Below are 18,709 nucleotides of genomic sequence, written 5' to 3'. Positions count from 1 at the left end.
TCGCACCGCTCTGTGGTTAATCTTAAAATAAAAGCCATGGGGACGTTTCACGATTCCATTAAGCCTGCTCACAAGAAATTCATTGAAGAGCAGCATATTTTTTTCGTCAGTACAGCTCCACTGAGTGCGGAAGGACATGTTAATTTATCGCCCAAAGGGCTCGACTGTTTCCGGGTTTTATCGGAATCCAAAGTAGCCTATATGGACCTGATCAGCAGTGGCAACGAAACCTCGGCACATACACTTGAAAACGGGCGGATCACGCTCATGTTCTGCTCATTTGACGGGTCTCCGAACATACTCAGGTTGTATGGGAAAGGGTTTACTGTACTCCCTGGTACCGACTTGTGGAACGAGTACGCTCCTCAGTTTACCATTTACCCCAGCACACGCCAACTCATTGTGGCCGAGATCGACTTAGTGCAAACGTCCTGCGGATTCGGCGTGCCCCTGTTCAAGTACGTTGGCGAGCGGGCTATTCATTTCGATTGGGCTGAGAAAAAAGGAGAGGCAGGACTTCAGGCCTATATTCAGGAAAAAAATTTAGTGAGCCTCGATGGCTTACCAACCAGCGTAGGCCTTACCCAATGACCCCAACTTTCTTTGCAACACAAGCCGGCTTTCGAGACTGGCTGACTGAAAACCACGATAAAGCGACGGAGCTACTCGTCGGCTTTTATAAAGTTGGATCGGGAAAACCGAGTATGACCTGGTCGCAATCGGTAGACGAAGCGCTCTGCTTTGGCTGGATCGACGGGGTACGCAGATCCGTCGATCCCGATAGCTATTGTATTCGATTCACACCCAGAAAGTCGAAGAGTATCTGGAGTGCCGTAAATATTGCTAAAATAGATGAACTCTCGAAGCAGGGATTGATGCAACCGGCAGGCCTGGCCGCGTTTGCCAAACGGCAAGAGAGTAAGTCGAAAATTTATGCTTACGAGCAACAACAGGTAAGCCTGTCTGACGAATTTGAAGCCGCGTTCAAGGCAAATGAACTGGCCTGGGCGTATTTTCAGAAACAGGCACCTTCGTATCGCAAGGTAGCGATCAACTGGGTGATGAGTGCCAAACAAGCAGAAACCGTCAGTAAGCGCCTGAATGAATTAATCAGTGATAGTGCACAAGGACAGAAGATCAAGTCACAACGCTATTAGCTTAAAACTAGCGGCTATCGCCTGTCGCGAATTGACGACTGTATTAGCGGAGCAACCTTTCCTGATTAGCAATCGTATTGCCTGAAAAGTTCGTATATTCGATACCCCTTTTTTAGTAACCAATTCCTAAACTCATACGTAGTACGCAAGGCTATGCAAAGAGGACTTCTTTGGAGGTTATTCTGGCTCATGACGTGCCTGCCTGGAGTTGGTATAGGGCAGAATCTTGTTCCGAACGGGAGCTTTGAACAATACCGAAACTGCCCTCATCAGGATAATCTGCTCATAGAAGCCACGCCCTGGTATAATCCCAATAGAGCTACCCCCGATTTTTATAACCGATGTTTTGATTTTGGCCAGCTAATTTTGCCTCCTCATTCGGGTCAGGGAGTAGCGCGTTTGTTCTTTGATCAGGGCTGGGAAGAGTATTTGGGGGTGCGTCTGACCAAACCGCTCAATGCTGGCGAATGTTATTACTTCGAGATGTATATCGCGACGGATACCCCCGCCAAGTACATTACCGAGACAATTGGGGCTTCCTTCACGAAGCAGCCCCTGACGGGTACTACAACAGATATGCTGTCTGTCAATCCACAAATTCTTGACAGGACGCCTAAAGCAAGTGTTTCTCAGTTGCAATGGCAGAAAATATCCGGCTTTGTAAATGCGAAAGGCGGGGAGGAATACCTGACCATAGGGAGCTTTTATAAAACACCTCCCTTTCTGGGTTATTATTACCTGTTTGTTGATGATGTAGCGCTAAAGCCTATCAATCTTGACTTAGGAGCCGATACAACGCTATGCAGCCGTAGAAATACCTTGCTGCTGGATGCAACAACCCCAGGCGCTTCTGATTATAAGTGGAATGATGGCAGTATTAAGCCTACTCTCCAGGTTACTAAGCCGGGTAAGTACTCCGTTACGGTAATTACAAGCTGTAAAACGCTTCGGGATTCCATTAAAGTTGATTATGCACTTGATTTTGACCTGGGAGCCGATACAACACTTTGTAATGGGAAGGAAATTTTACTGACGGTTCCGCCTGCTCCCGCAGCTACCTATCGCTGGCAGGATGGATCAGCACAAACGGCCTACACCGTCAGGCAGCAAGGCCAGTACAGTATTACCGTTACGCAGGCGAGTTGCGTAGCTACCGATACGATTCAGGTAAAGTTCATTCGGCCTCCTCAACTGGAGTTAGGGCCTGATAAAGAGCTTTGTGGTGCCGAGACATTTACCATAAAACCCACGGTTGCCGAGGGGAAGTTTGCCTGGCAAGACCAGTTTGCCAATACCGACCGTACAGTGAATACATCCGGGGTGTTCTGGGCCAGTGTTCAGAATGATTGTGCCACCGTAACTGATTCGATTGAGATTGATTATGGAGCCTGCGAATGTCTGCTCTATGCACCAAATAGCTTTACACCCAATGGCGATGGAATGAATGATGTTTTTCTGGCGTATGGCTGTGGAGATCTTATTATTACATCGCTCTCTGTTTTTAATCGGTGGGGAGAGGTGATTTTCAAAACGACTACTCCGCCATTTCAGTGGGACGGCTATTATAAGGGACAGCTTAGCGAAATTGGTGTATATGCCTGGAGTATTCAATACGATTTACATCATGGACGGAAAGTTAAAGCCGACCAAAAACAGGGTTCTATAAGCCTGATTCGCTGATCATAGCTGGAAACTACGACTAACCTGTTTATGAAAAAACCTGATGTCTATTAGACGTAAGTTGACGAAACCAATTACTTTTCAGGCTACAATTTTAACCTTCTTAAGCGCTCCAGCCCAATCGCCAAGTCAAATGAAAATCCGTTTCGTAAACTATTTTCCTCGCGTTCTTATAGTCAGTTTTTTATTCGTTGGATTAAGCTACTCCACGTTTGGGCAACTAAATAAACCTCGATTTCGGGTTGTGGCTATTGCCGAAAAGAACGGGGGCGTTCATGCGCCTTTTGTGGCCGAAGCAAAAAAATGGTTAGATCAGCTCGCTTTAGAAAACAAGTTTACGATTGATTATATCGATAATACCGAACCGATCAATGATGCTTTTCTGGCGAATTACCAGTTATTTATTCAGCTGAATTACCCGCCTTACATGTGGACGGATACCGCTAAAGAAGCGTTTCAGAAATACATCGTAGAAGGAAAAGGAGGTGGGTGGATTGGTTTTCACCACGCGTCCTTACTGGGTGAGTTTGATGGCTACCAGATGTGGCCCTGGTTTTCAGAATTTATGGGTGGCATTCGTTACAAGAACTACATCGCCACTTTTGCGAAAGCAACCGTTCAGGTAGAAGCAAAAAACCATCAGTGTCTGAAAGGAGTACCCGCCACATTTGAAGTGGAGAAAGAAGAATGGTATACTTATAACAAGAGTCCACGCCCGAATGTGAAGGTGCTGGCTACTGTTGACGAAGCAACTTATGAACCAGATTCAAAGATAAAAATGGGGGGCGATCACCCCGTGATCTGGTCAAACGAACACATGAAGGCCCGGAATGTCTACATCTTCATGGGGCATCATCCTGGTCTGTTTAAGAATGACGCGTTTGTGAAAATCTTTCGGAATGCTATTTTCTGGGGAGCAGAGAAAGGTAAACAATAAACAGGTAAACGTAAGGCTGAACTAGGGAACGTCCGTTTAGCATTTTGTAAATCAGATAGGTAGGCACCCCAGATTTCGTACGCTTTTTCGGTGCTGTTGCAACGGCTACTGTCATGGGTTGAGGCTTATGTTTGGCTAACAATACTACGCATTTTAAAACAGTTTTACTACGCGTGATAATCCTGCCGAAATCAGTAAAATAATAGCTACAAATCCCAGCCCATAATAAAGACCAAAGGCTTCGGATACGAACCCAATAACGGGTGGACCTGCCAGGAAGCCGATAAAACTAAACGTAGCAAACGTAGCCAGACCGGCGGCTGGCGGAATACCCGGTACGCGCATAGACGCACTATAGAGAATGGGCGCGCCTAATGAACACCCAGCGCCCAGCAAGGCAAACCCGATCAGTGCCGTTGGCGGATAGGGCAGAAGTATTGCGAAGACAAGGCCCGATGCAGCCAGTAAACTCCCCAACTGAAGCCAGCGTTTCGCACCGATTCTGGGAATGATGGCGTCACCAAAAAAGCGTAAGCTGGTCATTGTTAATGAAAAAGCGCCAAAGCCTAAAGCCGCAATCTGGCTGCTGGCACCAATCGTTTCGTGTAAGTACACGGCGCTCCAGTCCAGTGCTACGCCTTCGCCCATGGCCACGGCCAGCCCAATTAAAATCATTAGGAATAAATCCAGATTGGGCCGAACAAACGAAGAGCCTGCTTTCTCTCCCGATTCGGTTCGGCTACTTGAGGGAATAGCAGTTAGAGATGGCTGAAGGAGAAATGTAGCGAGCAGTACCAGACCAGCCATAATCCCCATATGCACTTGGGGCGATACATGGAGCGCAATCACAGCACCAGCTATACCAGAACCGAGCAAGCCTCCCAAACTCCACATCCCATGACAGGACGACATGATGGCAATACCTTGTGTACGCTCAACATTTGTAGCACAGGTATTCATGGCTACGTTAATGAGGGCGCTGGATAGTCCCAATAAAAATAGGCCAAAAGCCATAACGACCGTATTGGGCGCATTAATAGGAATACAAACGGCCAGCGTTATTCCTACCGCCGACCAAAAACAGGCGCGTGCTTCACCAAGCTTGGCAATTATCCAGCCCGTCATTGGATTCATAATAAGTAATCCAACGGGCATGGCAAAAAGTGTCAGGCCCAGCTCAGCATCGGAAAGGTGCAGTTTTTCTTTTACATGCGGAATGTGTGCCACCCAGCTACCAAACAGGATGCTGTCGCAAGCGAATACTAATCCAACAGCCAGCGCCTGTCGATTCTGGAAAAATGCGAGCAGGTGCTGTACAAAGTGATTCAGGTTGAGCCGATTTAAGGAAGCAGTTGTATTCATAATGCAAAAATAGCCGGTCGAGACCGGCTATTTTTGCAATCTATTAGCTGATATTAATGCTGTATTGACTTTTTTAGGTCAGCATCTAATCAATCATAGTTAACGCTGTATTATTTTTAAGATGACCAACCATAGCTTTTCGTAGTTTTTCAACCTTTGGTAAGGATACGCTCTGTATGTACGGCTGGTTAGGATGCAGCGCGAAATAATTCTGGTGATAATTTTCGGCCGGATAGAAAACAGTAATCGGCGTCACTTCTGTTACTACGCGATTCGCGTAATGTTTCGATTCATTCGTACGCTTGATCGCTTCCATAATTTCAGCTTTTTCTTCCGGGGTTCGGTAGAATGCAACCGACCGATAATCTCGACCAACATCGGGCCCCTGACGGTTTAGCGTGGTGGGGTCGTGACCCGCAAAAAAGGCATCCAGCAATTGAGAATAGCTAATTACTTTCGGATCGTAATAGACCTGCACCGATTCGGCATGGCCGGTTTCGTCGGTTCCTACCTGTTCGTAGGTTGGATTTTTAACGTTACCACCGGCATAACCCGAAATCACTTCCCGGACGCCTTTGAGTTGGTTCATGCCTTCTTCCAAAGCCCAGAAGCAGCCACCGGCAAAAGTAGCAACGGCCTCACCGGGTTTGAGGGCAGGGAGTTTAGCGGGCGTATAGTCTTTTGACTGACCTTGTGCGCAACCTGCCAGCAGGAGCAGACTAAGCGCATATAAATGAATTCGTTTCATGCTATTTTCGGATTGGATACTGTTACTGTATAAACGATGAAAAACCTTCCGCGGTTTCCTTCTGGTGAAATGTGATACATTCGTGATAAAGAAGTTGTGGCAAGACCCTTTTATGAAACTTCAATTCGAAAAAATAGAACCCGAGGCTGGAAGTTCCTTTCGGGTGATTCATAATACAGAGCCGGAAACCTGTCGTGTATACTGGCACTATCATCCAGAGTATGAAATCGTATACATTCCATTTGGTAACGGCCAACGACGGGTAGGCACAAATGTATCCTGTTATGAACTAGGTGAACTGGCATTTATCGGCCCTAATTTACCACACCTCAATTTCAGCTATGGTAAAGAAGGTCAATATGAGGAAATTGTGGTGCAAATGCGCGACGATTTTATGGGAGAATCATTTCTGCAAAAACCAGAATTAGCTGCCGTCAAACGATTGTTTGAGCGAGGGCATACAGGTCTGACATTTGGTGCCGGTACTAAACAGCAGGTAGGGCCGTGGTTGGAGGAATTGCCCGGCCAGCCACCCTTTGAGCGTTTCCTGACACTGCTACGGGTATTACATGAACTGGCTGATGCTCCCGACGCGGAACCCCTGCATGCCAATGGTGTTCGGTTCGATCTGAACCCGAAGGAGCAGGACCGTATCAATCGGGTTTGTCAGTATGTGGAACTGCATTATGCCGAACCTATAGATATGAATACCGTAGCTGATCTGGCCAGCCTTACAGTGCCGGCCTTTTGCCGGTATTTCAAACGCATGACTCACCTCACGTTTACAGATTTTGTTAACGAATACCGGGTTAATCAGGCCCGTCGACTGTTATATTCAGCCAGGACAGTGGCGGATGTGGGATTTGCCGTAGGGTTCAACAACCTATCCCATTTCAACAAGACATTTCGCGCCATAACGGGCCAAACGCCAAGTGCTTATCGGAAAGCGTTGGTAGGGTAATCATAAAAAAACTCCCCACCTAAAGCTAGATGGGGAGTTGTGTTTGTCTTACTTAACTTAATTAAACACCTGGGTAACCCGGATTCTGAGTTTTCAGATTGGGGTTATTTAACAATTCCTGCCTAGGAATAGGAAGCAGCAGATGCTTTTCCTGCAAAGGCTGATTATTTGAACTAGGATTTATGTGTCCAACGAAAGCATCGAAACCATTGGTTTTATCGTTGTACACTTTCCGTAGACGAACCATATCAAACCAGGTGATCTGCTCGTAGCACAGTTCGTGCCAGCGCTCCCGCCAAACGGCTTCCCGGAACGTAGCCTGGGTGTAGGTACCCAAAGCAGGTGTCGTCAGTGTAGCACGATCACGAATACGCTTCATTGCATCATAAGCGGCCTGCGTTGGTCCACCTACTTCGTTTTGCGCTTCGGCATAAATTAACAGCGTTTCGGCGTAACGAATCTGTGGCACGTTCAGGTTGTTCTGCCGAGAACCCGCCACGCCCGACGTACCGTTTGAGGTCCGGTTGAAGTGCTTGAACACATAAGGCGCTCCTAAAGCAAATGGTGCCCCGTTCCCGTTGGTATAGTAGGTGGTATAAAAATAGCCAGCCTGATCTTTAGCCCGCAAATCGCCTGGTTCATATGAATTGTAAAAACTAGGCACTGGAACTGAGCTACCCGTTCCACCAGGACCGTTATAGGTTACTGGTTTAAAGTTCGGGTAGAAATTGTCCATTGGATTACCAGCTACAGTCGTGTTATACTGGAGTTGGAACAGATGTTCTATACGGTTCTCGGTACTTTCGCTATGGACATCGTAATAGGTCGTAAATAGGTTGATCGTACCGGGATTCGCATTGGCGTAAGTAATCACTTCAAGCGCTTTATCGGCAGCTAGCTTGTAGTGCGATGCTCCTTTGCTAAGCGGAAAGCCCGCCATCGTCAGATACACTTTAGCCAACTGCGTTTTGACCGCGGCTAAGTTAGCCCGTCCGCTTACGTCCATCCAGGCCAGACCAGCCGCTTCAGCGGCAACCAGGTCGTCGACGATTAGTTTATACACATCTTCTTTAGACGTACGGCCCGGTTGAAAATCGGTGGAAACGGCCGTTTGCGGCTTCGTAATCAGGGGGATATCGCCCCATAATTGAACGGCCGTAAAATAGGCCGAAGCCCGCAGAAACCGTGCCTCACCCAGAATTTTAGTCTTCTGAGCCGCATCCATCGGGGTAATTCCAGGTACTTTTTCAATCACCTGATTCGCATTGGCAATTACCCGATACAGGCCATTCCAGTAGTTAACCACGTGTGCCGTATTGCCATCGTGTACTAACCCATAGAGGTTATTGAGGTCAGAGTTTTGTGCGGTTTCCGTTGTGGAAGTTCCTGTTATGGCTTCCAGCAACTGCCAGTTGCTGGAGAAGATACCTGCCCCGTCGCCCATAAATCGCAGGCTGGCGTAAACCGATGCCAGAGCCGATTCGGCATGGTCAGGAATGGTATAGAAACTCTCAGGCGTCAGGTTTGATGGAGCCTTTTCCTTCAGAAAGTCCGTACAGCCAATAGGGCCGGTAAGGGCAAATCCACAAAGTAAGGCCCGGCTTATATGTTTTACAAGTGTATGTCTCATACGATGAAAATCAGTAAGTTAAATGCGTTTTTGTATTACAGGCCAATCTGAAGACCTACCAGATAGGTAGTTGGTTTTGGATAGTTGTGCCAGATTTGACCCTGCGAGAAGGCGCTACTATCATTCCCCTGGTTAGTAGGCGTTACTTCTGGATCACCAATAATTGGATCATCGACCAACAGGAAGAAGTTCTGCGCCGAGGCATATACACGGAGCCGGTTCAGCTTCAACCTACTTGTGACCGCAGGCGGTATGGTGTAGCCCAGCAGCAGATTTTTACCCCGCAGGAATGAGCCATCCTTAACCCAGTGGCTATCTACGTTGGTAATATAGCCCGCCTGGGTACCCCGAACTTGAGCAATCATAGTATTCTGATTGGTTGGCGTCCAGGCATTCAGTACAGATGTATAGCTGTTCGCCAGCGCCTGCCGGTCTTCACTTGGGTGCAGGTTCATGAGCATCACCTGATTGCCGTACATATACTGCAGTTCAAGCGTAGCGTCGAAATTGCCCAACTTGAAATTGTTGGTCAAAGCACCCCAGCCTTTGGGGCTGCCATTACCAATAATGCTCCGGTCAGCATCAGTAATCGCTTTGTCACCATTTACATCTAAGTACTTGATATCGCCTGGCAGAATGGTAAATCCACCCCGATAGCTGGTAAATTTAGCTGCTTCTTCGCGCTCGGCTTCACTCCATGTACCTAAACGGGTCAGACCCCAGAACGCTCCAACAGACTCGCCAACCCGAATGACATTGGTCTGGTTCGTGAAGTTAGGACCACCCACGCCGAAGATGTCAGATGGTGTTGCCAATGACAGCACTTTGTTGCGGTTCAGGGAGATATTAAACGTTGTGTTCCAGGTAAAATTCCCCTTGTTAACGTTCACGGAATTCACACTAAACTCGAAGCCCTGATTCTGCATCGATCCCACGTTCCGACGAATAGTGGCATAACCGCTGGTGCGTGGAACAGGTGCATCAAGCAGCATGTCGGTTGTTAGACGGTAGTAGTAATCCATTTCTACATTAACCCGTCCTTTGAAGAGGCCAATTTCTAAGCCAACGTCCGTCTGTGCCGTTTTTTCCCAGCGCAGATCGGGGTTAGCTAGGCGGTTGATACCGGTTCCGCTAACTCGTGTGTCGTTATAAATAGTCGCGTAGGTGGAGCTAAGCAATGACAGAGACTGGTAAGGTGGAATCTCCGAGTTACCTGTCAGACCATAGCTGGAACGTAATTTCAGGTTCGAGATAACCGCGTTGCCTTTCAGGAAGTCTTCTTCCGAAATACGCCAGGCTAAAGCCGCCGATGGGAAGAAAGCGAACTTGTTGTTTTCCCCGAATTTAGACGAACCATCGGCACGACCTGTTGCTGTAAACAGGTATTTATTTTTGTAGCCGTAGTTAATCCGACCGAAGTAGGAATTAAAGGCAAAACGCGATGCATCTGAACCAACAGATGGGTTGGTAGCACCAGCGCCTAAGTTATTGAAGCCAAAGTAATCGGTAGCGAAGCCGCTAACGGCACCATTCATTCTGAACGCGTTCGTTTCCTGCCATGAGATACCCAACAAGCCGGTAAATGAGTGATCCTGGCCAAATTGCTTGTTATAGGTCAGGTAGTTTTCCAGCGACCAGAACGAAGTCCGGGTGTTTTGAGTCGACGCGTTACCGTTGCCGCCAATGTTTAGCGTACGGGTTTGCGACTGGTTGACTTCCTGTGTTTGGACGTTTGCACCTAAAACGGTCCGCATTTCCAGTCCTTTAGCCAGGCTAATGTTGGTGTATAAGCTTCCCAGGGTCGTCTGGGTATTCTGAATGTACTTACGATCCATCAGGCGGTGAACTGAACTCATTGTTCCCTCTGCGAGTGGATAATCGCGGTTTTCAGCGAAGATACCTGTATCTGGATAGCGTACAGGCAGGAACGGAAAGTCTTCCACAATTTGCCGGGCAACGGCGTCATTGATATCCACCAGATTTTCAGACTGGTTGTTGTAACTCAGCGTACCACCGATTTTGAGCCAGCTTTTTACCTGATCGTCAATAGAGAAGCGGCCAGAATACCGTTTCATGTACGATGTTTTGATAAGCCCCTGATCGTCCCGATAGTTAAGCGAGAGCGAATACTGAGTACGCTCATTACCACCACTGAAACCCAATTGATGGTTTTGGGAAATTGAATTCTGTGATGATTCTTTGAACCAGTCGGTATCGTATAGCGGATTCAGATTGGCATCAAAAACGCCTGGGTGGGCGGCACTGAATGCTTTCCGTCTTACGATAGGGTCGTACTGTGTATATTTACCAGCGGCCCAACCTGCAGGATCGAATTTGGCCATGTTAGCATAAGCCAGATCTTCAGTAGCTAAATACTGTTTTGCATTTAACACCTGTGGCTTGTTTGGACCAATGGTATTTACACTGAACTGCGTGTCGTAAGTAACGCGGCTTTCACCGGCTTTCCCTTTTTTGGTCGAGACCAGAATAACACCATTCGCGCCCCGTGCTCCATAAATAGCCGTCGAAGAAGCATCTTTCAATACTTCAACATTCACGATATCGTTCGGGTTAATGTAGTCGATTGGATTACTGAACTGATCGCCGGTACCCTGTGGAAGCATAACACCGTCGACTACATAAAGTGGGTTGTTCGAGGAGTTAATCGAACTGAATCCACGAATCCGGATGGTAGTACGCCCTCCAGGACGACCTGAGTTGTTGTTTACCTGTACGCCCGGTAGTCGACCTGAAAGTTGCTGGTTCAGCGAAGGGGCTGGCCGCTCCAACAGTTCAGCCTCTTTAACGCCAGAAACAGCACCCGTCAAATCCGATTTTTTTGACGTACCATAACCGATAACGACAATCTCATCCAACACCTTGCTGTCGGCCTTTAGGCTAACGTTGACAGATGCTTGGTTGCCAATGCTCACTTCCTGCGAAACATAGCCAACAAATGAGAATACGAGTGTAGATGTACCATTGGGTACGTCCAGTTTGTATCGACCGTCAGCATCCGTAACGGTACCACGCTGCGTTCCTTTCAGAATAACACTTACACCCGGTAAAGCTTCACTTTTTTCATCAGTAACCCGACCGGTCAGGGTTCGGTCTGCGGTCAGGGCGGGGCTGTTTTCTCGCGGATTGTAGTTCGATGGATTCTTAGCGTAACTAGCGCTAAGACAACAGAATGCCAGCAGAAGTTGCATACTCGATACACTGAGTAACCTGCCGAACATGACTCGGAGAGGTAATTTGTTTTTCATAAAATGATCACTTTGGAGTGAACGTTTAGGTTTGAACGGAAAAAAAATAAGACACCAGTCAGATTATACTGAAAAACTACTCAGCAGTTAATAACTACTCATGTAGATTAGAAAATAATTAAAAGATGGTTAACGGGATATTAAAAAATAATAGAAAGCAGGAGAGTCGGGACGTAAAAGAGCAAAGAGTAGGATAATCTATGAGAATAGTAGGCTTGAAGTAAGATGTAGAAAAGGCTAACCTGTTAATATTCTGCCAATTACTTACTGGAATTGGTAAGGTTTGTAAGTATTTTCCGTATGATAACATCTATCGGTGCTAACTTGTGCCATTGTCAGATGCGATCAAGTTCTCACCCGCCAATACAGGGCACGTCAGGGTATGTTTACACCTGGGCCGATATTCGTGCTACCGACAACGGGGTTGGCATTGAACCGGAGGTGCAGCAACTGATTTTTGAAAAATTTTATCAGGCAACTAGTCAAACCGTTCGCAAACCAAAAGGGAGCGGTCTGGGTTTGGCGATCTCGAAAAAATAATTGACTTACATCATGGGCAACTTAGCGTTATCAGTACACCCGGACAGGGCGCACAAGTTGTATGCTTGTTGCCCATACAACTAGATTGATTTGTTGAAGGGAAGGTAGCGCTTTCGTGTTGAATCAGGAATGAGAAAGCACTACCTTCCCCGTTCAGCTACTTATGGAAGTACTAATTGTTGACGACGAGCCGGATAGTCTACTCTCGCTGGAGTATATGATAAAGAAAGAAGGGTATTGGGTATTCATTGCCCACAATGGGGCCGAAGCGTTCAGCATCATTCGTCAGGAGCTTCCTGATTTGCTGCTGCTGGATGTAATGATGCCTCAGGTAGATGGCTATGAAGTGTGCAGTTTATGAAGCAATCGTCCGAATATTAGCAAAGGTGATTTTCTGAGTGCCAAAAGCAAAGAGGTAGCTATTCAGAAAGGTCTTGATCCTGGAGCCGACCTATAGCTGCCCAAGCTGTTCTCAACCCGTGAGTTAGTCGCTAAAGCTCGGGTAAGATTATGCGCGGCAGGGGTTTTATAAATAGACTCCTCCACTGGTGGCAATAGTCGTCAGTGGAGGAGTCGTTGTCGTGCCGACCGTCCCGGTCGGTAAGGAACAAGTTGGTGTCACGACCGACCGGGACGGTTGGCATGACAAACCCAATTCGGCTGATTTGCTTATTTTTTTATAGACTGAATCTGCTGCTTCAATTGTAAGGCAAGGGCGTTGCGTCCATCGAGCCGTAAGCTGTTGTTTATATACTTCGTGGCAGCAGCGGTATTCGCAAATTTGAGGTAGCCAGCGGCCAGTTGATTGCTCAGATTGATGTTGGTGCTGTCCTTCATAAACTGATTCTTTACCGCAATTAACTGTTGAACGAACGTCTGTAATTCATTCAGGCTAAATCCGGATGAATTGTGAGCAGCCGCATACTGAAGGTAAGGTAGGGCTTCGTTGGGCCTGTCTAGTTTAAGTAACGTAATAAAAAGCGGTTGGGCCCGCTCAAAACTGTTCTCCAGCCGAAACGCTTTTTTTAGGTATGTAACAGCCTGCTCATTCCTGGACAGGGCTACACTAAGCTTTGCCGCCTGGTCATAAAGAGCCACGTTGTACGGGTACTCCAGCAATTGGGCTTCTGTTACTTGTAATGCTTTGCTGAAATTCTTCTGCGTCAGGTAATAGCTGACTAACTGATTCATGGCATCGGGCCACGCAATTTGTTTGACCACCAATGCCCCTGCCAGTTGCTCTTCGGTTGTTTTGGTCCGTTTCTCTTCGGGGGGCATTGGCACATTAAACGGCCAGCCCTCTTTGAGAATCATCATCTCATAAACGCCTTTGAGTGAATCAACCGTCGTTATAGGCATCCGTTGGCGTAATTCATCGAGCGAGATTTCCCGCGTGCGATCATCGGGGAGTAGCCGGCTTTTTTTCAAGGCCTCATAAAACGCATCGGAAAGGAGCGCATAGCCAAATAAATTAGGGTGAACATGCTCCAGGAGGGTCTCCTGCCCTAAAATGCCGTGTGGTGAATTTGCTTCAAACGTGCGTTTTGTGTCTACCAGGGTAATGCCAGGATAGGTAGCCGTGACATACTGAATGAGTTGGTTCATGGCCTCCGGTGCCCGAAACCGAAGCCTATCCAGTTCTTTGGCCTGTACATACTTCTTTTTTGCATTAGCAAAATTACCCATTGCATAGGCTTCGGTTGCCAGCTGAAACTGGGATTGGGCGGAACTTTCTCCATTACCAGGACTACTGATAAATGGCTTCAGGTCTTTTTCATTACTGACCAGATTACTAACGAAAACCGGAATATGCTGCTCACTCAGTTGCCGACAAAGCCTAGTTATATTCGTCTTGAATTGATCGATGCCAGCCTGATAAGTCTCGGAGCGATAAACGATCTGCTGGTCGGCCGCCATTCGTTTCATCAGGTTTTCGCGCAGGTCAATTTTATGACCGGAAACCGCCTTCCGAATCCCATTTATCGTGTTGGCAAGTAATTGTACCAGCCGAAATTTCCGAAGCTTGATCAGCAATTGAATCAACAATGGGTTATGAGCAATGCCACTTGTCGATCCAACACCCAGGGCTCCATAGTACTCATTATGGCCGGTGTAAATCAACACTGCATCAGGGCTATAATCGGGTAGTTGCTTCGCAAAATCGGCGACAGTGTAGGTGTTAATGGCCGTGAGTGCCAGGTTGATGATCTCAAATTCCTTATCCGGGAAGGTGTGCATCAATCGGTATTGCAACCAGCGATGGAAGGAACCGTTGTGCATGTATGGATAGCCAATGGTGGTTGATTCACCCAGCACAAAAATTCGAAACGTACCCTCAGCTTTTTTGGCTGGAAACGGTTCAAAGTTGCCAATCGTGGCATTCTCCGTTTCCGAAAAGTACTTCTCCGACGTGTACTGATTCATGACCAGAAACCCCTTCTGCTGCGGATCTTCCACAAACAAACGTAGATCATGGCCATAGCCAACTAGTCGGAGAAGCCCTTCTACTAAGGCCATCAGCAAAAAAGGCAACAGTAACGCCATTCCTTTAAACAGCAACAGCCGCTTTTTGCTGATGGGCTTTGGCTGAACACGTGGTGGAGGGGGCGTTACTGTTCTTTTCATGGTCTAATAATTGTGCCGTCCATCTTACGGACCTGCCAGTTAGACTTAGTCGTAATTGGATACTTGGCCGCTTCTTTTTCGTTGATATCAACGCCCAGCCCGGGTACTTCATTGACCGACATATACCCTTTATTCATGGTTGGGCAACCGCTGAACACTTCTTTGGTTTTGTCCGAAAACTGCACCGCTTCCTGAATGCCGAAGTTCCAGACAGCCAGATCGATATGTGCATGGGCTGCATGACCCACCGGCGAGACATCGCCCGGACCATGCCAGGCGGTGCGGATGTTGAACCACTCGCCCAATCGGGCTACTTTCATGGCTGGCGTGATGCCCCCAATCTGCGAGACGTGAATCCGGATGAAATCGAACCATTGGTTGACCATCGGCTCCTTAAACTCGTTGATGTTGTTGAACAACTCGCCCATGGCAATGGGTACGGAGGTTGCCTGGCGGAGATTGGCGAACCACTTCATGTTCTCGGGCGAGAAAGGGTCTTCGATGAAAAACGGGCGGTATTCTTCTACCCGCTTAATCATGTTGATGGCGTCGATGGGCTGTACCCGCTCGTGAATGTCGTGAAGTAGCTCGATTTCTTCTCCGCACTCTTTCCGAACGATTTCAAACATTTTGGGTACCGATTTCAGGTAGAGCCGCTCGTTCATGTAGTTGTCGGTTTCACCCCCAAAGCCAGCTACTTTAAAGTCGGGTTTATCGGCGGTGGCGCCCACGGCTCCATAGCCGCCCTGCTGAATGCGGATGTATTTGAATCCATCGGCCATTAATTTTTTTACACTGTCGGCAGCGGCTTCGGGAGTGTTTCCGCCCGCGTGGGTGTAACAGGGGATGGCGAAGCGGGCTTTTCCGCCCAATAGCTGGTAAACGGACATGTTGGCGCGTTTGCCTTTAATGTCCCAAAGTGCCTGATCTAGTCCGGAGAGGGCATTGTTAAGCACGGGCCCATTGCGCCAGTAGGAGCTGACATAAGCCGCCTGCCACATGTCTTCGATATTGTCCACGTCTTTGCCTACACAGAACTCGTTCAGATAGGTGTTGATGGCTACAATCACGGTGGCGGCCCTCTGGGTGAACGTAGCGCAGCCTAACCCATAGAGACCGGGTTCGGTGGTTTCCACTTTCACGACAATCAGGTTGGAACCTTGTGGAGCGGTAGCAATGGCCTTTACACTTTTGATCTTGACGGGAGCCATCCCGACGGCATACTGAGGCTTACCCTGCTGTTCGCGGGCTTCGGCGGTGGAGATGCCGCCAAACAGCCCTAACACTCCAGCTGATGAGCCAAAACCAAGCATTTTTAGCGCGTTACGGCGAGTGTGATCGAGTTGCTTTTCGTGGGGTTCACGGTTTGTATTCATGAAATGAGGATTGAAGGGTTTCTGATTTATTTATAGCCCGCAGATTTTTATGAGTAATAAGAACAAGTATGATTTTTGTATTAGGTTGCCAATGGATTAAAATCATACTTAACTCATATAGATCATAAAAATCTGCGGGCTATCTATGTTTGAAGTTTCATGTTTATGCGAACTACTCAATACCAACCTATCCTAAACATGGAACATGAAACCTAAACATAATTTACTGAAGGGTTAAGGTAAGGCAAAGGCAATGTAAGACCCGCCGGGTTTGTGGCCGTTTTTTACGCCCCCAGCTGCAATAACCACGTACTGTTTGCCATTGACCTGATACGTAATGGGAGTAGCAAAACCGCCTGCCGGAAGCTGATATTCCCAGACAACCCTGCCCGTTTTTCGGTCGAAAGCCCGTATCCGTTCGTCGTAGGTGGCGGCAATGAAGACCAGTCCACCGGCTGTTACAATGGGGCCACCATAGTTTTCGGTGCCCGTAAGTGGTATTCCCTTTTTGGTTAATTCGGGAAACTCACCCAGCGGAACTTTCCAGAGGTATTCGCCCGTGTTCAGGTCAATGGCGTTGAGCGTGCCCCAGGGTGGTTTCACGGCAGGGTAACCATCGGGGTCTACGAAGCGCGTCCAGCCGTTATTGATATAGGGCGGGATGTACGGGAATTCGGCTTTCTGCACAACAGCTGTAGGCGCCCCGGCGCTATGCTGATCGCCCGTTTCACTGGCTTTAGTTTCGGTGTTGAGCAGAAAGCGGACAAGTGTACTGCGGTCCTGCTCGGAAATATGCTCGAAGGAGGGCATCCGTCCCCGACCCGTTTTCAGAATAGCCTGAATATCCTGTCCCGTTAGTCGTTTGCCAATATCGACCAGGCTAGGGTAGGCCTGACCGCTCCCTTTCCGGTCGACCCCGTGGCAGGCGGCACAATTAGCCTGGTACAGCGATTTTCCTTTCGAGGCAATCTCGGCGTTTCGTGCGGCCAGATCCATCATCGTTAAATCCCAGACCATTTCGTTGGAATTCTGGTACAGGATGCCATCGGGGTCGGCCGCATTGCCACCCCATTCTGCGCCACCGCCAATACCGAAAAACAGCGTACCTTCCAGGCTCGGCGGCATAAACTTACTGCCAGACCGCGTTTTCTGGAATCGCTCTTTCACGAAGGCATGCGCTTCGGGAGTACGGTCGGTAATGTCGGCTTCGGTGAATACCTGCCGGGCAAAGGGTGCGGGTTTTAGCGGAAAGCGTTGGTTGGGCCAGGGCTGTTCGCCCGGAAGGCCGGAGGTGGGAACGGACCTTTCCTCGACAGGGAAGAGGGACGCGCCCGTATCACGATCAAGCACATACACCAAGCCATCTTTGGTGGATTGTTCAACGGCATCGACTAATTTGCCGTTGTGCTTTACCGTAATCAGATTGGGTTGGCAGGGTAGGTCCCGATCCCAGAGGTCGTGATGCACGGTCTGGTAATACCACTTCATCTTGCCCGTTTCGGCATTCAGGGCGAGGATGCAATCAGCATACAGATTTTGCCCGGCCCGACTTCCTCCGTAAAAATCGACTGCTGGCGAACCAGTGCCTAAGTAGACCATGCCTCGTTTTTCGTCAAGCACCATACCCGCCCAGTTGTTGGCTCCTCCTATTTTTTTGTAGACATCTTTAGGCCAGGTTTCATACCCCGCTTCTCCCGGTTGCGGAATGGTATGGAACGTCCAGCGAATCTGGCCCGTACGGATATCGAAAGCGCGCACATGACCTGGTGCCGCATCGCCATATTCGGAAACCGTGCATCCCATGACCAGCAAATCCTTGTGAATAACGCCCGGACTGGTTACCGTAACGGATAGTTTTTTAAGATCAAACGCTGGGTCATTCAGCATGCCTTCCCGTAAGTCGACCTCCCCGTTTTTGCCGAACTGCGCAACCGGTTCGCCCGTTAGCGCATTAATGGCGAAGAGGGTAGGGCCTGCGGTAAACAGAATCCGTCTGTCGGGTCCATCTGCCCAATAAAGAACTCCCCGGTTTGGGTTAAAGCGGGCTTGTTTGTTGCTGAAGGGGTCAAATGCCCAGAGTTTCTCACCCGTATTAGCTCTCACCGCAAATAACGTAAGCTTCGGTGTGGTGCCATAGAGAACGCCGTTGACCACAATCGGCTGGCACTGAATTTCAGGCTGACGGCCGGTTTTTCCGTCGAGTCCAGCCGCGTCAAACGTCCAGGCTACCTGTAATTGGTTAACGTTGTCGAGATTGATCTGGGTAAGGGGCGAATAGCGGTTGCCTGCCTTATTGCCCCCATAATGAACCCAGTCGACATTCCCCGGCTGATCGGTATAGGTCTCGTCTTGATTAGGGCTAATGGCCGCGAACAGCAACCCTAATACCCCAATCGATCCGAGATAGATGATGTACTTCATGGAATA

Annotated in this window: 14 protein-coding genes; 7 read left to right on the top strand and 7 right to left on the bottom strand. The window is 48.4% G+C overall.

All coding sequences use genetic code 11. The features are described 5' to 3' along the window. The first annotated feature begins 36 nt into the window (after window positions 1-36). The 4 genes from EXU85_RS26750 (at window position 37) to EXU85_RS26735 (ending at window position 3,774) form a co-directional block, all read left to right on the top strand. Window positions 37-591: a pyridoxamine 5'-phosphate oxidase family protein gene (locus EXU85_RS26750; RefSeq protein WP_142776846.1), complete on the top strand. Its 555-nt coding sequence runs from the start codon at window positions 37-39 to the stop codon at window positions 589-591. Further along, window positions 588-1,157 (top strand): YdeI family protein, encoded by a 570-nt coding sequence (locus tag EXU85_RS26745; RefSeq protein ID WP_142775017.1) that lies wholly within the window; start codon window positions 588-590, stop codon window positions 1,155-1,157. The genes EXU85_RS26750 and EXU85_RS26745 overlap by 4 nt, the downstream gene beginning before the upstream one ends. 189 nt (window positions 1,158-1,346) lie before the next feature. Next, entirely contained in the window at window positions 1,347-2,837 is a 1,491-nt protein-coding gene (locus tag EXU85_RS26740) for a gliding motility-associated C-terminal domain-containing protein (protein ID WP_246859262.1), read from the top strand. A 133-nt stretch (window positions 2,838-2,970) separates the two neighbouring features. Beyond that, on the top strand, window positions 2,971-3,774 hold the full coding sequence (locus tag EXU85_RS26735; protein ID WP_142775015.1) for a ThuA domain-containing protein: 804 nt from the start codon (window positions 2,971-2,973) through the stop codon (window positions 3,772-3,774). A gap of 153 nt (window positions 3,775-3,927) precedes the next feature. Here EXU85_RS26735 and EXU85_RS26725 read toward each other — a convergent pair whose 3' ends face one another. Both EXU85_RS26725 and msrA read right to left on the bottom strand, forming a co-directional pair. Next, entirely contained in the window at window positions 3,928-5,136 is a 1,209-nt protein-coding gene (locus EXU85_RS26725; RefSeq protein WP_142775014.1) for an MFS transporter, read from the bottom strand. An 85-nt stretch (window positions 5,137-5,221) separates the two neighbouring features. After that, window positions 5,222-5,884, bottom strand: coding sequence for a peptide-methionine (S)-S-oxide reductase MsrA (gene msrA / locus EXU85_RS26720; protein WP_142775013.1), 663 nt, complete (start codon window positions 5,882-5,884; stop codon window positions 5,222-5,224). A 112-nt stretch (window positions 5,885-5,996) separates the two neighbouring features. On the opposite strand from msrA, the gene EXU85_RS26715 reads away from it, so the two are divergent. Then, window positions 5,997-6,845, top strand: a complete 849-nt coding sequence (locus EXU85_RS26715; protein WP_142775012.1) for an AraC family transcriptional regulator — start codon at window positions 5,997-5,999, stop codon at window positions 6,843-6,845. A gap of 61 nt (window positions 6,846-6,906) precedes the next feature. Here the strand turns inward: EXU85_RS26715 and EXU85_RS26710 are convergent, their stop codons facing one another. Further along, window positions 6,907-8,475 carry a RagB/SusD family nutrient uptake outer membrane protein gene (locus EXU85_RS26710; protein WP_142775011.1) on the bottom strand — a complete coding sequence of 523 codons (1,569 nt, stop codon included), beginning with the start codon at window positions 8,473-8,475 and terminating at the stop codon, window positions 6,907-6,909. A gap of 35 nt (window positions 8,476-8,510) precedes the next feature. Further along, window positions 8,511-11,741 carry a TonB-dependent receptor gene (locus tag EXU85_RS26705; RefSeq protein ID WP_142775010.1) on the bottom strand — a complete coding sequence of 1,077 codons (3,231 nt, stop codon included), beginning with the start codon at window positions 11,739-11,741 and terminating at the stop codon, window positions 8,511-8,513. Between the two features lie 339 nt (window positions 11,742-12,080). On the opposite strand from EXU85_RS26705, the gene EXU85_RS26700 reads away from it, so the two are divergent. After that, window positions 12,081-12,281, top strand: a complete 201-nt coding sequence (locus EXU85_RS26700) for an ATP-binding protein (RefSeq protein ID WP_246859261.1) — start codon at window positions 12,081-12,083, stop codon at window positions 12,279-12,281. A gap of 163 nt (window positions 12,282-12,444) precedes the next feature. Beyond that, entirely contained in the window at window positions 12,445-12,642 is a 198-nt protein-coding gene (locus EXU85_RS26695) for a response regulator (protein WP_371731954.1), read from the top strand. Window positions 12,643-12,950: 308 nt separating this feature from the next. On the opposite strand, the gene EXU85_RS26690 is transcribed toward EXU85_RS26695, so the two are convergent. The 3 genes from EXU85_RS26690 to EXU85_RS26680 all read right to left on the bottom strand — a co-directional run bounded on the left by EXU85_RS26690 (window position 12,951) and on the right by EXU85_RS26680 (window position 18,703). Beyond that, a complete protein-coding gene (locus EXU85_RS26690) occupies window positions 12,951-14,906 on the bottom strand; it encodes a GDSL-type esterase/lipase family protein (protein WP_246859260.1) in 1,956 nt (651 codons plus the stop codon). After that, window positions 14,903-16,219 (bottom strand): enolase C-terminal domain-like protein, encoded by a 1,317-nt coding sequence (locus EXU85_RS26685; RefSeq protein WP_210422506.1) that lies wholly within the window; start codon window positions 16,217-16,219, stop codon window positions 14,903-14,905. Before EXU85_RS26685 ends, EXU85_RS26690 begins: the two co-directional genes overlap by 4 nt. A 297-nt stretch (window positions 16,220-16,516) precedes the next feature. Beyond that, window positions 16,517-18,703 (bottom strand): PQQ-binding-like beta-propeller repeat protein, encoded by a 2,187-nt coding sequence (locus EXU85_RS26680; RefSeq protein ID WP_142775007.1) that lies wholly within the window; start codon window positions 18,701-18,703, stop codon window positions 16,517-16,519. Window positions 18,704-18,709: the final 6 nt, after the last annotated feature.

The organism is Spirosoma sp. KCTC 42546, assembly GCF_006965485.1.
GTDB lineage: Bacteria > Bacteroidota > Bacteroidia > Cytophagales > Spirosomataceae > Spirosoma.
Note: the sequence above shows the minus strand (reverse complement) of the source record. Positions and strands in the feature narration are given on the sequence as shown.

Coding starts and splice junctions, on each gene's coding strand:
- EXU85_RS26685 (WP_210422506.1), bottom strand. CDS start 16,219: ATGCTTGGTTTTGGCTCATCAGCTGGAGTGTTAGGGCTGTTTGGCGGC.
- EXU85_RS26690 (WP_246859260.1), bottom strand. CDS start 14,906: ATGAAAAGAACAGTAACGCCCCCTCCACCACGTGTTCAGCCAAAGCCC.
- EXU85_RS26700 (WP_246859261.1), top strand. CDS start 12,081: ATGCGATCAAGTTCTCACCCGCCAATACAGGGCACGTCAGGGTATGTT.
- msrA (WP_142775013.1), bottom strand. CDS start 5,884: ATGAAACGAATTCATTTATATGCGCTTAGTCTGCTCCTGCTGGCAGGT.
- EXU85_RS26750 (WP_142776846.1), top strand. CDS start 37: ATGGGGACGTTTCACGATTCCATTAAGCCTGCTCACAAGAAATTCATT.
- EXU85_RS26735 (WP_142775015.1), top strand. CDS start 2,971: ATGAAAATCCGTTTCGTAAACTATTTTCCTCGCGTTCTTATAGTCAGT.
- EXU85_RS26710 (WP_142775011.1), bottom strand. CDS start 8,475: ATGAGACATACACTTGTAAAACATATAAGCCGGGCCTTACTTTGTGGA.
- EXU85_RS26705 (WP_142775010.1), bottom strand. CDS start 11,741: ATGAAAAACAAATTACCTCTCCGAGTCATGTTCGGCAGGTTACTCAGT.
- EXU85_RS26695 (WP_371731954.1), top strand. CDS start 12,445: ATGGAAGTACTAATTGTTGACGACGAGCCGGATAGTCTACTCTCGCTG.
- EXU85_RS26725 (WP_142775014.1), bottom strand. CDS start 5,136: ATGAATACAACTGCTTCCTTAAATCGGCTCAACCTGAATCACTTTGTA.
- EXU85_RS26715 (WP_142775012.1), top strand. CDS start 5,997: ATGAAACTTCAATTCGAAAAAATAGAACCCGAGGCTGGAAGTTCCTTT.
- EXU85_RS26745 (WP_142775017.1), top strand. CDS start 588: ATGACCCCAACTTTCTTTGCAACACAAGCCGGCTTTCGAGACTGGCTG.
- EXU85_RS26680 (WP_142775007.1), bottom strand. CDS start 18,703: ATGAAGTACATCATCTATCTCGGATCGATTGGGGTATTAGGGTTGCTG.
- EXU85_RS26740 (WP_246859262.1), top strand. CDS start 1,347: ATGACGTGCCTGCCTGGAGTTGGTATAGGGCAGAATCTTGTTCCGAAC.